Consider the following 14367-nt stretch of genomic DNA (forward strand, 5'->3'; position numbering starts at 1 on the left):
ATATGTTTTAGTACTGAGCACTAAACTTATTATCCTTTTCTAATCGCATTTGATTTACAAGCATGGTGTGTTTCAGTGGTTGTAGATGCAATAATATTTGATGTTGATGGAACACTAGCTTTGTTTCCAATTGACTGGGACTTTGTAGTGGCTGCTATTAGAAAAGAGTTTTGCACTGCCAATAGCTTTCTAGGCTTTGTAAACAAGTGTTTTGGAACAGACTCTTTCTGGAGGATACACAAAATTTTAACGGAAATTGAGTTAAAATCTATTGAGAAGCTCATAGTATTTGATAATTCTCCAAAAATAGTTTCTAGTTTGTGCAAGTCTCACAGTATTGGCTTTGTCACTATGCAAAGCAGAGATGCTTGTTTCCAAGCTCTTAAAAAGCTTGGTGTTGATTGGTGCACAAAAGCTGTTGTTACAAGAGAAGATGCTAGGAATAGGTTTGAGCAAATAGCAAAGGCTGTTAAGATTCTTGGTGTTAAACCACAGAAAGCTCTTTTCATAGGTGATAAAATTCTAGATGTTTTTGCTGCTTATGTTAATGGCTTAAAAGCAATACTTGTTGCTAGAAACGTTAAGAGCTTCAAGATTAGTGATACTGATGATGTTGAAGAGGATTTGGAGGTTCTTGAAATACCAATTGCACACAGTCTTTCAGAAGCTGTTGAGGTTGCTTCTAGACTTGGCTGGGTGGTAAAACCTGGTTTTGACAAAGGTTTTTAGAATAGATATTAACAATATTGATGAGGATGCTATTAGAGAATGTTGTGAAATTGTTTTGAGTGGAGGCATAGTTGTTTTCCCAACTGAAACAGTTTATGGCTTGGGGGCATCAGCATTCAATGGAGAAGCTGTGAAAAAAGTTTTCATCGCTAAGAACAGGCCCATGGACAATCCTCTAATAGTTCACATATCAAACAAGAAGCAGCTTTATGAAGTTGCTGATGAGATTCCAGAAAAAATATTGAAGGCAGTTGAAATTCTTTGGCCAGGGCCATTCACATTGCTTCTAAAGAAAGGTTCTAGAGTAGCTTCAGAGGCTACAGCAAATCTCCCAACAGTTGCTGTTAGAATACCTGCACACCCAGTTGCTTTGAAGCTCATAGATTGTACAGGACCTATAGCAGCTCCAAGTGCAAACATATCTGGTAGGCCAAGTCCAACAACAGGTTTTCACGTAATGGTTGACATGTTTGGAAGGGCAAACGCTATTATAGATTCTGGAGAGACAATATATGGTGTAGAGTCAACAATTGTTGATGCAACAACAAAACCAATGAAGCTTCTAAGACCAGGTGCAATGCCAATTGAGAAAATATCTGAGGCTCTAGGTGAGGAGATAATAGTGACACAAGAGTCTAGAGGACTTGCTGAAAGCGAAAAAGCTTTAGCACCTGGAATGAAGTACAAACACTACTCTCCAGAAACACCAATAATACTTGTTGAATACAGCAATCAAAATAAAATGGTTAGCACCGTGACTAAAATTGCTGAAGAGCTGAAGAAAGCAGGTAGGAGAATAGCAGTTATAGCATCCACAGAAACAGCAAACATGTATACTACATACACAGATAAAATCATTGTTTACGGCTCTAGAAAAAACATTTTCGAAATAGCAAAAAACCTATTCAAAATTCTGAGAGAACTAGATAGAGAAGGTGTTGAAATAGCCATTGCCGAAGGTGTTGAGGAGAAAGGACTTGGGCTAGCAGTAATGAATAGACTTAGAAAAGCATCAACAAAAATAGTTAAATAATTTGCATTCTATAAATGAAGGAAAAACTTATATATTCTGTTACCTATATTACGTAGTGTGCAGGGTGTGTAGAAGCTATGACATCCAAACGGGGGGGGGGAGAGGGGAAGAGTAGAAGTAGAAATCCTCAACATGCATTACGCAACATTTCTTCGCTACTCACACCTCCCCACATCATTTACTTATTGAAAAGATTTTGGTGGTGTAGCTAGCCATGGATAAAGCACAGATAGCTCTAATTATAAAGAGGTATATACAGCAAAGAGTTCCAGGCTTTTATAGCTCAACGGGAAAATGTGTATTAATTTTTGTGTAAACAATTGAGGTTTTTCATAGCGAATGTGTTTTTGGTATGGCTATTCTTGGAGTAATGAACAATGAACTTAGCATTTTCTTGAATTCCTCTGGGTTGTTTAGAAAACTTGTTGCAAGCTCTTCTTCTTTATCAAGTCTATTCTTCTCAATTAGCAGTGGTCTAAGAAGAAGATATTTGATGATGAAGTACACAGAGGTTGTGTCACCATATTTATCGAGAAGAATGTTTCTAAGCTTTTCAGGCTCGTTCAGAAGCAAGTCTATGCAGCTAGAACCATAGGTTTTTCTACAGCTAATCTCAATAGCTTCAAAGAAGCGTTTCCCCACTCACGGTACTTATAATTGGTTTCAACTACTTTTAACTTCATGAGTGGGGTTGGCCCTTGATGTGGGTTCACTAGCTTCACCCACACCTCATGGGGCCCTGTCGAGCCCAACGCCACAAGGCTCCCATCTGTGGATAGGTGCTTCAACCCAATGTTTATGGCTCCAATGATGTCCCTGTCTAGGATCAGCCCATTTCCCAGCCTAACTAGTCTTAGGGTGATCTTGGCTACTCTTACTCTCTTACCCCCTCTCAACGCAATGCGAATCACAGAGGGGGTGTAGTTTTTGATGGGCTTTCCACTAAAAGGATCTTTTGAGGAAGAGTATGCCTCTGACTCCTCAACAACATATAGGGGCTTGTTATTCAATATTTCTACTAGCTTTGAGACACTCCACTGGTGAATTCTATGCCTGAGCTTGCTGTTCCTCGACTTACTAACAAACTTTCCTTTACTCTTGTGAACATTTCCAACAACCACAACAGCGTTGTTTATATAAGCCAGCTTCTCAATGAATCTAGCGGTCTTGTAGATAATGTCCATCTTCCTCTCCCTCTCCCTCAGCTTCCTAAGTGCTTTCTTCACGCTTCTGTCCTTTGTTGACTTGCCCTCAGTTATTCTCTTCCTCCTCTCGGAGTATGCAATAACAACTCTACCTAGCTTTGTCTCAACTCTGTAGACCTCACTGAGCTTACCATCCTTAAACAGTGCTAGCGTAACGTTGTTTTCGTTAACATCCACAGCAGCAACGTTTCTTGGATTGCAAGAGACCTCGAAGTCTTTCTTAAAGGTCAAGTAGAGCAAGACCCTCTTTCCATTAAGCTTGATTCTAAGCTCACTTGAGAGTTTCCAGTCGTTGTAGAGGTACTTATGCAATTGCTTGTGGCTTCTGTAATGGATCTTTATCTAGTCCCTATGAGTCCTCAGTTCGACGACTCCACCTACTAATCTCCAATCCTGCGAATCAGAGTAGATCACTGTGATGCTCTTTACAACGGGCTTGCCAGTCTTAGCTATTCCCCTCTTCTTCAACTCCCTAAACGACTTAGCCCTTCTAACCGCATCTCTGTAACAACCCTTGATAACCCTTGTCGGCAACCAGGGGTACTTCTCCCTGAACTTATTGTAGAATACTCTATGTAGAGTGGCCTGCGATGCACTATGTTCAACTGCATAATCAACCATCTGCTGAAGCATGTCTCTATAAGCTTCAAAGATCTCTCTAAGAGCTTCTCTACCAACCCTATTAGTCCAACCCTCTAAGACAACTGTCCTTTCAAGGGTTTTTAGCTGAATGCTCACTGCCTTCACCCCTGATCAGTCTCTCATACTCAGACTCAGGGATATACCACCTACCATGAATATTAACAGCTCTAACTTTCCCCATCCTAATCCACTTAATCACAGCACTACGACTAACACCAACAATCCTAGCAAACTCACTAAGCTTATACAGCTTCTCCATTTCTCATCAAGTAATTAGAAGTAATCAAAAGTATTTAAATTCATCACTAAATCGAAAACAGCCTTGCATTGTGCAGCAACTAAGCAACATGGATAAACACCTAGAAGAAAAGTGTTTGTAGATTCTACAAGGAAAACTGGACAAGTTCGTGAAATAAGTTAAGCCTCTTATTTCCTGTCTCCAGTTTTCACTGTAATGAAGCTACTTGTAAAACCCAAGTTGTTTACAGCAACTTGTTCATACTTTATATGAAATTTCAATGAAAACACTAAAAACTTTTAAGAAATTCCAAAAACAAAAAGCAGCAAAAATTGTGGGAATTGCACCAAGAAATTTCTTCTTCAATTCATCTCAAGAAATAGCATTAAGTATTTCTTGTTAAATGAATCAATTTTTATTGAAAGAGTCGAATTTTGGTGAAAACCAAGATGTTTTTTGCTAAGCAAATGCTGAAGCAATTTTCAGCACTGGAGAAATGAATAGAGTTAAAGAGCAGTGTGCATATATAGTTTACTAGCTGGGAAATTTGGATGGGGTATTTCGTGTTACAAATTTTGCTAAGGCTTACAACTAAACACCCTGCATTCTAAAATAGTGAGATAGCGTCAAGCCCATGTAAAATGTTGTTTGGGCTGAGAACTTTAATAATTTTGTAAAAATTTATAAACTTGTTAGAAAAAGTATGTGAAGAGGTGAGTTAGGTGAGAATAGTCAAAGGAGATTTGAGTGCACCTGTACTAGCAATAATAGTGACAATAGGCATTATAGCAGCAGGTCTAATACTGCTAGCATGGTTCTGGTGGTTTGCGCCAACAGCAGGAAAAACAGGCACACTAGTAGTTGTTGGAACACCCGTGGTAAACTGCTCAAAGGGCCAATCAACCAGCCAATCAACACTGTACATAACTCTCAAAAATGTTGGAAATGAAAATATTACGGTCTCATATATAGTATTAGGCGGTAAACAAACAAATCAGTTCGACACAAGCACTAATGAGGTTACTGTTCCTGCAGGTAGTGCTAAAACAATTAAAGCAACATTTAATGGTGATGTTTGTGGTACTGGAAAGACTGTTGATGGATTTGTGGCAACAACTGCGGGTACCTATTCATTTACAGCATACGTAGTAAAAAGCAGTTGATGATCATTAGTTGTAGTTGCTAATCATATTTAAACAAAATCTTTTTTTATGGAATAATAATTTATTGTTTCATGTTATTTGCGTTAGGTTATATACTATAAACTTTAGTGTTAGTATTCCTTTGTCGAAGTGTATTATTGCTTGTCCTGTTTTAACTGTTTTTGTGGTTGTTATGTTTATTGTTATGTATGCTGTTGATCCTGGGCTCAAGGTGTTGTTTTCGAATCCTATTAGCTTTAGCTGTTGTGGTGTGTAAGCATAGCTTTCACTGTTTATGTACATCACTATTTTTTGTAGCTGCACGGGCTCTCCTCTTTCGTGAGAAACCTTTATAATTATTCTCACTGTGTTTAGTATTGCATATGCTTCTGCTGTTCCCGAAACCACGGGTACTTTGTTAATTTCGTTGACTATGTATATGTAGAGGTATAGTGTGCTAAAAATTATTGCAACAAACATTAGTGCTGCAATCATTGCTAGTACTGGATACTCAATTGCCATGGCTACTCACTATGGAAATGTCATCACTTGTGATGCAAATACTTTTGATAGTGTCATTCCAATGCTGAACAACGTTATCATTATAACTGCTGTTCTAAATCCGTATGCTATCGACCCTCCCCTCATTTTCCCAACTATTGCTGATAGAAATAGCAGTGCTAGCATAATTGTGTAGAACAATATGTTGAATGTCAAAGGATTTATGTTTATTGTGGCTAGGCTTGCTCTCCACGCTCCCTGAGCAGCTAATTTATTCAAAGCTTCTGCAAAACCTGTGAAAATATTTTTTATGAATCCAAGGAATATGCTTAGCATAGCAACAAGACCTATAATCATCATCTCCTGTGTTCTTGCAGTATTCACAAGCTTGGAGTAGGAGTTCATGAGATGCTCATAAGATGATGTAAGCTCCTTCACCATTTCCTGTTTAGCACCCATTGAAATAGCATGCATAAGCGTTTCTATGAATGCTGCGTGGAACATGCTTGGAGCATCTCTAACAATCTCCTCCCTCAAATAGCTTGTTACCTGAGCTAAAACAATTCTATCAACAATTTTCTCAACATCTCTACCATACCTAGGTGCAAGTCTTTTCAAAACAGAAACAAAGTTTTCTCCAAGACTAGCAGAAACTGTTGAAGCATCCATTGCAAGTCTAATAAACTTGTCATAAACTCTTGCTTTTCTAAGCCAAAGCTCAGAATAGATAGTTGCTGGCGCTGCTATAACCAATAGCACTACAGGTAGTGCTGTATCTGCAAAGAAGCTACTTCCACGAATCAATAGAGAAAAACCTGAAAACAGTGTAATCATCGCCATTAGCGAGAAGCTTGCTATGCTGAGATAGCTTAGAATTTTTGGAGGTGTTATCTCAAAAGATGATGGATACATGTTTGCTACCGTGGCATAGATTATGAAGAAGAATAGCGAGAAGAATGCAAGTGGTATTACAAAGCTCATAGCAGGGCTACCACCATATATGGGCGCAACAACAGCAAATGTTATTGGTATGAACAAAAACCCAAATATCAAAACACCATTAACAATAGTCAACTTGTCTACCAAGCTACTTAAACGCATTTCCAGCTGCGAATATATTTGCCCAAAAGCTTTCTCAGCAACATCTCTTATACTACCAACAGAAATTGCTACTACAAGCAATCTTCTAAAAATTTCTCTAACAATTTGAGAAGGATGATTCTCAGAAACAACACCCATGGCAGTTGCAAGCGATGAGCCAAGAACAGATGCAATTCTCTTAGCACTTCTAACCTCATTAGACCAGCTCTTCAAAACACTGCTATTCTCAACAGCATTAAGCATGTCATATAGAGTTAAATGTGTTGAGCTAAGAACTTTGAATAGCAGCAATAGAAATGGAAGCTCAATCTCGGTACTTGTTTTTCTCGACGATACTATGAAGAGAACTTGGAGATTTGGTAACAAGGCTATAACCACAAGTATGGTCATCATAATGAATACTGTTAGCAATAACCACATTGGTATATATCCATAGGCAAGAAAATATGTTGCTCCAATGGCTATGGAAACAATTACTGAATAGCTAAGCATTTGAACTATAACAGCATATGATTCTGCATACCTTGGTGGAAGAGGCCTACCTATGAAAAGCATTTTACTTGCTGAAAGCCTTTCAACAAAACCTGCAAAAAGCTCTAGGATGTAGCTGTGAAGATATGTTGCTAAAAGCAAAAGCATTATTATTGGATAGCCATAGAAAATAGGTAAACCAAGATATCTAAGCGTAGCTCCCATTGCAAATGAGACAATCATTAGAATTGCTAGAAGAACCCAGCCTCTATATCTTATTACCAATAGCATCACCAAGCCTTTTATAAAGCAAATCAGCTAGTTCACACACATCTGGTTTTTCGAGAAGAGGATCAATCTTTTTAGCCTCTTCATAAACACTTCTCATAACATTTCTCATAGCATTATACTCCTTCTCCAAATCATCAAGCGTTATTCCATGGGCTAGAACAACTCTTTTAAAGAATGGAAAACTTTTTATGGGGTTTTCAAAACCTGGGTTTATCTGCACAGCATCGTTTTTTGGATTATATGTGAAGAGTGGGTATAGTTTATACTCTCCACTATCAGAAGCAGCATCATATATGTATATCTCACTTCTTCTAACAAGCTTCTCCTCTTTTCTCAGTGGAATTGTTTTCACAAAAACGTTGAGAAGCTTAAGAGCTTGTGGATTAACCATTATCGGAGGTGTTGTAAGTCTTAGCAATGCTGATTCTGGTGAATCAGCATGAAACGTTGTTACAGCTCCATGACCAAGAAGAATAGCCTGTGCCCAATCCCTCGCCTCCTCACCCCTGACCTCGCCAACAACAACATAGTCAACAGATAGTCTAAGAGCAACTTTCAAAAGACTAAACACTGTAACAGGGTTTTCAGCAGTTTCCCTAGTTGTTGTTCTAGTCCAATACTTTGTACAAAGCTTTATTTCTGGCGCATCCTCAATTGTTATAATCTTCGAGTTTGGTGGAATGAGATTCAGAATAGCTGTTGCAAGTGTTGTTTTACCACTCATCATTTCTCCAACAATCATTATAGGAACCTTATATTTTATTGCTAGCCACAGAAAAGATGCTTCATCCACTGTCAATGTGCCCAGATCTATAATTTTTAGTATAGACCATGGCTTCTTAGGCTGCTTCCTAATGTCAACTGTTGCAGATTTTCTCAAAGTCACATCCGATAGGTATACAATAGAAACCCTAGCCTCGTATCTAGGCTCAATAAAACTTGCCAATGGATTTGCCTCTGAAACTGCTTTTCCAGCAAGTGTTGACATTCTCATTACAAGCTCCTTAATCTCCTCCTCACTCAACATAATGTTTGATTCCATATCCCCATATCTTCTATGAGTAACCTTTATCGGATTATTCATAACAATGTGAATATCTATAACGTTTTCATCCATTAGCATAGGCTCTACAACTCCATAGCCAAAAAGCTGTCTCTCAAGTATATGCCTAATAGGTTTCTCAGCTTGGCTTATAACCTTGGAGAAGTCCCTTTCCCTAGAAACCAAAATGTTTTTCAAATAGCTTTCAGCCTTACTCTCCAAAACAGTGAGAGGCTCTATACCAACAGTTTTATCGAATACCACATACCTTTTATCAAATGTTATGCAAGCTATATACAAATCCTCTATCTCGTAGCTATCAACACATTTCAGCTCTTTAGGTGGATACAGCATTCTTATAACTGGTTTAACCGACATCACATCACCAAACTCAAGAGAATTGATAATACAGACAAAAGTATGTAGGTAAATATGAAGAATATGGAGTAATAGAATATGAATGGATAGTTGGGAATTGTGTAAACAATAGCATTGTCCGAGGCATTCTCTAGAAACTTTCTTAATTTGCTCAAGCTTTTTACAACATCTTTTGGTATTTCCCCTAATCCCTCAACATATATGGGTGTTTCCTTCAAATTGCTATACTTAAGATCTGCAGCATAGCGTGCTTTAGCTCTTACTCTTCCCAAACCCTCTATGTAAACCACTGGAGTTGTTCTCATATAGTGAAATAGGAGATAGCTAGATGCAATAACTATTGCTAGTATTGCTTGAATTGATAAATATTTAAAGTATCCAACAGCAATGCAAGGCGATTGTGCTGTGGTGATAATGGCTATAACCACATCTCCTTCACCTATTAGCCCAGTGAACATATATAGAATTACAAAAATCGTTGCAACAACAGCTAAGCCAATGTATATCTTTAGAAATGTTTGTAGATCCATGGTCAACAGCCTGTAGATTGTAGAGGCTATAGCTATTATAGTATGTGTTGTGACTAGTTGTATTGGCACCCCCCTGAATTTGTAATCAGATACACCCTCTAGAAGTAGTAAAAGAGAGTTTATGACGAAGAACACAAACTCGTAGAAAACATTCATTTCACATCACCTTTAGTATGGGATATGCAAGCAGAAATATGCCTAAGCCAATAAGCATGGAACTAGACATTTCAGATACTTCACCAATATACATGTAGGCATATACATAACCTGTGTGTAGAATGAGAGTAAGAGGTATTGAGAAAAGCAGTGGTGAAACCACGTCAAACAGCCTCCATGTGTAAAACCTTCTCAAAGCGTTTTTCAAAATAGCTTTGCTTGCTACTCCAGCCACGATAAAGGTTATTAAAATTGATAGAAGAGGTGTTAAAGAAACACTAACATGGTTTAGATAGGCAATACCAAGCCCTATAACCATAAGCACAATCCCTGGCATGGATTCATAAACCATTTTAGTTATCTTCATAGAGTCAACCCCTTCTAGCCTTGTTAACAAGCAGTAAAGCAACATAGGTAATACTCGAGGCTAAAACAGCTATGCCAATTGCTGCTAGCGGATCAATTGTCTTCACCTCATATACAACTGGAAACTTCTCTGTTTTTGTTACCACCACAGTTGTTGTTGTAACTCTATCACCTATAACAACTCTTTCCCCTGCTGGAACACTCCACACATTCTCATAATAGACAACATCCAGATCTTGAGAATAGTATGTAATGTTGTTTCTTACGAGAAACACACTCAACTTGTTATCGCCAGGCCTTAGCTTAACACATGCAATGCCTTTACCTAGCGAAGTGTTTTTGTTGTTCAGCACAATCATTATTTCGTCATTCCATGGAGCTTCCAAGTACTTGTTATAACCAGTTAAGCACAGGTTTCCAGAGCCATTGTAAATAGTTTTTATAGCAAGGTAAGGCTCTGAAAAAACTATTTTAATAGTTCTAGACTCTTCTGAGTAATACTCATTGCCACAGGTTATGGTGAAAACCGCTGAGTCTATATCAGGTGTTGCCACAACACTGGTTTCAGATCCCGACAAAACCTTGTATATGTTGCCATGAGAATCTCTGATAACGCATGAAACCCTTGTTTCATAATTGTTTAGAGCATCAAATGTTCTTATAGCTATGGAGATGTTTTGATATGGTCTCACCTCAGCTGGGTAGTAAACAACTAGTTTAAGAGGTTTTGGAATAGATGTTATATTTCCTTCTCTATGAATACATAAAATTCCCAAACACGTTACAACCCCTACTTTGTGAACTCCTTTTGGAAGAGAAATATTTGCCACAATTAAACCATTAGATGATCTAAACATGGAATTATCAATAGATGTTATGACTATGGGGTATGAGCTAGCAACTCTTATGGTAAACAACTGTCCAGCGTAAACAGTTGTTGGATAGTTTATAGAGAGCTCAAGACTTTTCGTACTTGCGATATACACACCCAAGTTTGTTGCTACAGCTATTAAAGGTCCATACCAATCAACAGCATAAACACTATCTACATTGGGTAATTGACACTCCTCAAAATTTATGGAACTGCCATAATCTATTATTTTAACGACTTTTCTTTTTCCAAGCAAGATTAAGCTATTTGGAGAATCTGCGGGGTAGAATATTTTAGAGCCATAATCTATGAGCATGGTTTTGCTTGTTGATAGCTCAACTCTGTACAGCGCACCTTCATCTGTTAAGATGTAAACCGATTTGGATGTGGAAAAGACTTGCAGAGCTGAGCCAATATTTAAAGGTTCATAATAAAATATTTTAGATGATACATTATACTTTAGTATATATGTTGAGGTTTCTGATGATGCTATAATGTAAAGCATTTTGCTAGAGCTATTGTATATAGCCTCAAATATTCTCAAACCCATTTGATATATCTTCTCCTCAACACCTCTATTAACATAGTATAGTCTAAGCCACCCACCATATGTAGCCACAACAGCAAGCTCTCCATCAACATAAACTGGAGCCCCAGGAACATTAACTTTATATGCAAAACCTCTTGATATTATCACATCGCCTATGGAAACACCATATCTATAGATATGTAGTGTTGCATTAGCAGGAACACTAAAATCGTAAACACTGTTTTTGCAAATAATTCTCAGGTTTCCGCTAAAAGCGTTGTAGAATAATGTACATGGGTTTTCATTGTCTTGGAAAAACATTTTAAATGGTATAGAATTTGTTATGTAACTACCTGTTGGAGTTATTATAGCATTGTCTATAACAATCCTATCTGCAATTCCATCAAAATCCGTATCCACTAACACAACATGTTTTGAAATATTACTTGAGATTCGAATCCACTGAGACTCTTTCTCAGCTGCTGTCATGGCATAAGTGTTATGGAGGTGTAGAATAGGTAAAGCAATTAATGCAATAATTAAAAGCTTTAAGATAAGCAATGCAAGTTTCTTTGTGGTTATTTTTATCACCAGTTATAAGGCTTTACATATATTGTTACCAAATTAATTTTTATTGGTATTTCTGTAGACTCACTTTCTATATAGATGCTTATGTAGAGAACGATCTTTGATTCTTGAACAAGTTTTGATGTGAAATAACCATTAATATACATGTAGGCACTCTCCCCACCTCCGATGCTAATAGACCAGTCACTTGTATTTGATGTGAAAAAGCCGTTGTCTATAGCAATGCTTTTCTGTGTTATGGAAATGCCTTTGCTGTTAATAATTGATATGTTTGCTTTCAAATATCTTACAAAACTATGTTCAGTATCTAGACTAAGCCTTATTCTCACAGAAGCTTTATTTCTATTAGTAATATTATTTGCTACAAAACCTACAACACTTATAGAATTGTTTATGTAGGGAAGAGTTATGTTCACAATAGCAATATTGCCATCAAGCACTGGTTTGAAGTAGACCTTTGCTCGACTAAATATCACAAGCGATGTAGGCTCTATGGATGTAGGTGAAATAAATCTAATTGCTATTGGTTTTCCACATAGCGCAGGGTATCTAACAGTGATTACACTTCCTTTCTCAAGATATACAAAGGGAGTTACAATAGAGTTGTTAACAATAGTGCAATTAGCTCCTATAACACAACTCCACTGATTATTGGTTGCCGAATCAAATATTTCGATAATGTAATTGTTTGGAATGCTAGAAATTGTGATGTATGGCGATAAGTATTTTGGTAAAAGAACTAGAAGATCGTATCTAGCTGTTGCATAGTCAACAGCTAAGGAGAGTGTATGTTCCCATGGAACACCTGGTGTACCTGGAAGCTTTACAACGCCATTGACAGATGCAATTCTAGAACCTTCTCTTTCATCGAATAATACTGCTGTTACATTTAGAAAGTTTTTGTTTTTATCCATCTGAACATATGCTATTAAAATGAATGACTTGTTAATGAAACTGTTGATGTTTTTACCATCAATATTCACGCTACTAACTAGACTATACCTATTATTTGAAATGACATAGTCTTCAATAGCAAATTTACTTCCACACGCATTTGCCTCGATACCTATAAAAACAACTTCTTCTTTAGGTTGAGACTCTTTGAATTTGAAATATATTCCTATACCCCATTTCACAAAATTATTGCAGCCACCAACATCTTCCGTAACATTTACTAGAGTCATTCTCGATACTATCCAAGAGCCTTGTGTTAAATTTGTTTCAACATTTAGGTTATAGTATGTAAAGCCCAAACCCTTTGTAGAATCTTTAACAATTAAACTCTCTCCTGTATATACTACTTCAGCTCCCTTAGCAATCCAGTTATCAAAATTCTTAACAAGATTTTCAACATTCCTACTATTTATAATTACATTCATAAAAGCTGTGTCGCAAAATGGTTTCGCATTTTTTAAGGGCTTTGCAATATACATTGGTGTGAAAGAGAATGGGTATATGCCATTGCTAAATACAATGAATCCGCTATAGCTTTTGCCATATTCAAAACTGTAGCATGTGTTATTGAAAACAAGTTCTATTGTATATTGACCTGGGTAAATAACATTTGAGTAAAGCCCATTGGTTTCAACAGCTACACAGCTGTTTTTCATATTCAAATTGCTTATGTTTATCCACTTGCCTCCATCGTATATAGCTATGTAGCGTATTTCCTCAGGAGCTCCACCCTCATGCCTAATTGTTATAGCTACGGTTGTATTAGCTGTTTCAAGATCTTTAAAAGCTTGAGCAAATACGCTAATCAATGGAATGTTATTTACTTGGTAAAGAGTTTGTATTGTTGAGAAAACTACGGAAAACATGAGAGTGGTGAATATCAAAAACGCTATTATTCCCAAAACAGTATGTGAAAGACCCACTGCAGCTCCCGAAATACTCTTCACTTCCTCGGTTAATAACTTTTAAACAAGTTTGTAAAAATTATTTAAAGTTTTCTAATACAAATATTTGTTAGAGGTGTGTTGCGTTGAGAAAAAAGAGATTTGGTCAAACACTGTTTACAGAGGAAGAGGCCAAGGTTTTGGAAGTGTTCATTAGACTTAAATCCATTTCTAAAGTAGCTAAGGAATTGGGAAAGTCTTTGCCTACTGTAAGTATTGTTAAGAAGAGAATTGATGAAAAAATTGCTATGGCTATAGAGACTTTGAGGTTTGTTATGGAGTTGGGCTATATATCATTTGATGAAATTCAAAAAAGGCTTTTCATTGCAAAACCTATTACAGCTACTTTAAGAGGTGCTAGCGATGCTAATGCCACACTTCTTCACACTCTAGATATGTATTGTAGAAGTTTTGCAAACAAAGACTGTAAAACTTTGTTGCTTAGTGATCCAGAAACTCTTAGAAACATTCTTATGAAAGTTTATGGTTCCTTGTCCGGAGCTGAGGTAGCTGTAAAAGTTCTTTTAAGATCTGCATCTGAAATAAGATTTTGTAAATCTGTTGATGTATTAGCTAAGTTGTTTTTAGAGGATTCGAACAAGTTCTTAAAAGAGTTGATGTTTTGCAGTGAGACATAGGATTTGTTTGTAGCTGGA

General features: G+C 37.1%; 14 protein-coding genes and 1 pseudogene. 4 read left to right on the plus strand and 11 right to left on the minus strand.

The annotated features are described in order from the left end of the window. The first annotated feature begins 75 nt into the window (after nucleotides 1–75). Nucleotides 76–729, plus strand: a complete 654-nt coding sequence (locus QPL79_RS04815) for an HAD family hydrolase (protein WP_285273651.1) — start codon at nucleotides 76–78, stop codon at nucleotides 727–729. Further along, nucleotides 713–1762, plus strand: a complete 1050-nt coding sequence (locus QPL79_RS04820; RefSeq protein WP_285273652.1) for an L-threonylcarbamoyladenylate synthase — start codon at nucleotides 713–715, stop codon at nucleotides 1760–1762. The genes QPL79_RS04815 and QPL79_RS04820 overlap by 17 nt, the downstream gene beginning before the upstream one ends. 330 nt (nucleotides 1763–2092) lie before the next feature. On the opposite strand, the gene QPL79_RS04825 is transcribed toward QPL79_RS04820, so the two are convergent. The 4 genes and pseudogenes from QPL79_RS04825 to QPL79_RS04840 all read right to left on the minus strand — a co-directional run. Further along, the gene (locus tag QPL79_RS04825) at nucleotides 2093–2335 is read right to left on the minus strand and encodes a hypothetical protein (protein WP_285273653.1); all 243 of its coding nucleotides are present in this window, start codon (nucleotides 2333–2335) and stop codon (nucleotides 2093–2095) included. Between the two features lie 2 nt (nucleotides 2336–2337). Continuing rightward, nucleotides 2338–3279, minus strand: coding sequence for an IS200/IS605 family accessory protein TnpB-related protein (locus QPL79_RS04830; RefSeq protein ID WP_285273654.1), 942 nt, complete (start codon nucleotides 3277–3279; stop codon nucleotides 2338–2340). A gap of 30 nt (nucleotides 3280–3309) precedes the next feature. After that, the gene (locus QPL79_RS04835; protein WP_285273655.1) at nucleotides 3310–3705 is read right to left on the minus strand and encodes a hypothetical protein; all 396 of its coding nucleotides are present in this window, start codon (nucleotides 3703–3705) and stop codon (nucleotides 3310–3312) included. Nucleotide 3706: 1 nt separating this feature from the next. Then, a pseudogene (locus QPL79_RS04840) lies at nucleotides 3707–3868 on the minus strand (helix-turn-helix domain-containing protein); the annotation flags it as partial. Between the two features lie 701 nt (nucleotides 3869–4569). Here QPL79_RS04840 and QPL79_RS04845 point away from each other — a divergent pair. Further along, nucleotides 4570–5010 (plus strand): hypothetical protein, encoded by a 441-nt coding sequence (locus tag QPL79_RS04845; RefSeq protein WP_285273657.1) that lies wholly within the window; start codon nucleotides 4570–4572, stop codon nucleotides 5008–5010. Nucleotides 5011–5079: 69 nt separating this feature from the next. Here QPL79_RS04845 and QPL79_RS04850 read toward each other — a convergent pair whose 3' ends face one another. The 7 genes from QPL79_RS04850 to QPL79_RS04880 are packed head-to-tail and all read right to left on the minus strand — an operon-like array spanning nucleotide 5080 to nucleotide 13714. Next, nucleotides 5080–5511 (minus strand): hypothetical protein, encoded by a 432-nt coding sequence (locus QPL79_RS04850; protein WP_285273658.1) that lies wholly within the window; start codon nucleotides 5509–5511, stop codon nucleotides 5080–5082. Between the two features lie 9 nt (nucleotides 5512–5520). Beyond that, a complete protein-coding gene (locus QPL79_RS04855; RefSeq protein WP_285273659.1) occupies nucleotides 5521–7347 on the minus strand; it encodes a hypothetical protein in 1827 nt (608 codons plus the stop codon). Next, nucleotides 7331–8773 carry a type II/IV secretion system ATPase subunit gene (locus tag QPL79_RS04860; protein ID WP_285273660.1) on the minus strand — a complete coding sequence of 481 codons (1443 nt, stop codon included), beginning with the start codon at nucleotides 8771–8773 and terminating at the stop codon, nucleotides 7331–7333. The genes QPL79_RS04855 and QPL79_RS04860 overlap by 17 nt, the downstream gene beginning before the upstream one ends. Beyond that, on the minus strand, nucleotides 8773–9459 hold the full coding sequence (locus QPL79_RS04865; protein ID WP_285273661.1) for a hypothetical protein: 687 nt from the start codon (nucleotides 9457–9459) through the stop codon (nucleotides 8773–8775). The genes QPL79_RS04860 and QPL79_RS04865 overlap by 1 nt, the downstream gene beginning before the upstream one ends. Nucleotide 9460: 1 nt before the next feature. Beyond that, nucleotides 9461–9826, minus strand: a complete 366-nt coding sequence (locus tag QPL79_RS04870) for a hypothetical protein (protein WP_285273662.1) — start codon at nucleotides 9824–9826, stop codon at nucleotides 9461–9463. 4 nt (nucleotides 9827–9830) lie between these two features. Next, nucleotides 9831–11816 carry a hypothetical protein gene (locus QPL79_RS04875; RefSeq protein ID WP_285273663.1) on the minus strand — a complete coding sequence of 662 codons (1986 nt, stop codon included), beginning with the start codon at nucleotides 11814–11816 and terminating at the stop codon, nucleotides 9831–9833. Next, entirely contained in the window at nucleotides 11813–13714 is a 1902-nt protein-coding gene (locus QPL79_RS04880) for a hypothetical protein (protein ID WP_285273664.1), read from the minus strand. Before QPL79_RS04880 ends, QPL79_RS04875 begins: the two co-directional genes overlap by 4 nt. Before the next feature lie 83 nt (nucleotides 13715–13797). Between QPL79_RS04880 and QPL79_RS04885 the strand changes: the two genes are divergently transcribed. Then, the gene (locus tag QPL79_RS04885; RefSeq protein WP_285273665.1) at nucleotides 13798–14349 is read left to right on the plus strand and encodes a hypothetical protein; all 552 of its coding nucleotides are present in this window, start codon (nucleotides 13798–13800) and stop codon (nucleotides 14347–14349) included. The last annotated feature ends 18 nt before the right edge of the window (nucleotides 14350–14367 follow it).

It is taken from the genome of Ignisphaera cupida, assembly GCF_030186535.1.
GTDB classification, from domain to species: domain Archaea; phylum Thermoproteota; class Thermoprotei_A; order Sulfolobales; family Ignisphaeraceae; genus Ignisphaera; species Ignisphaera cupida.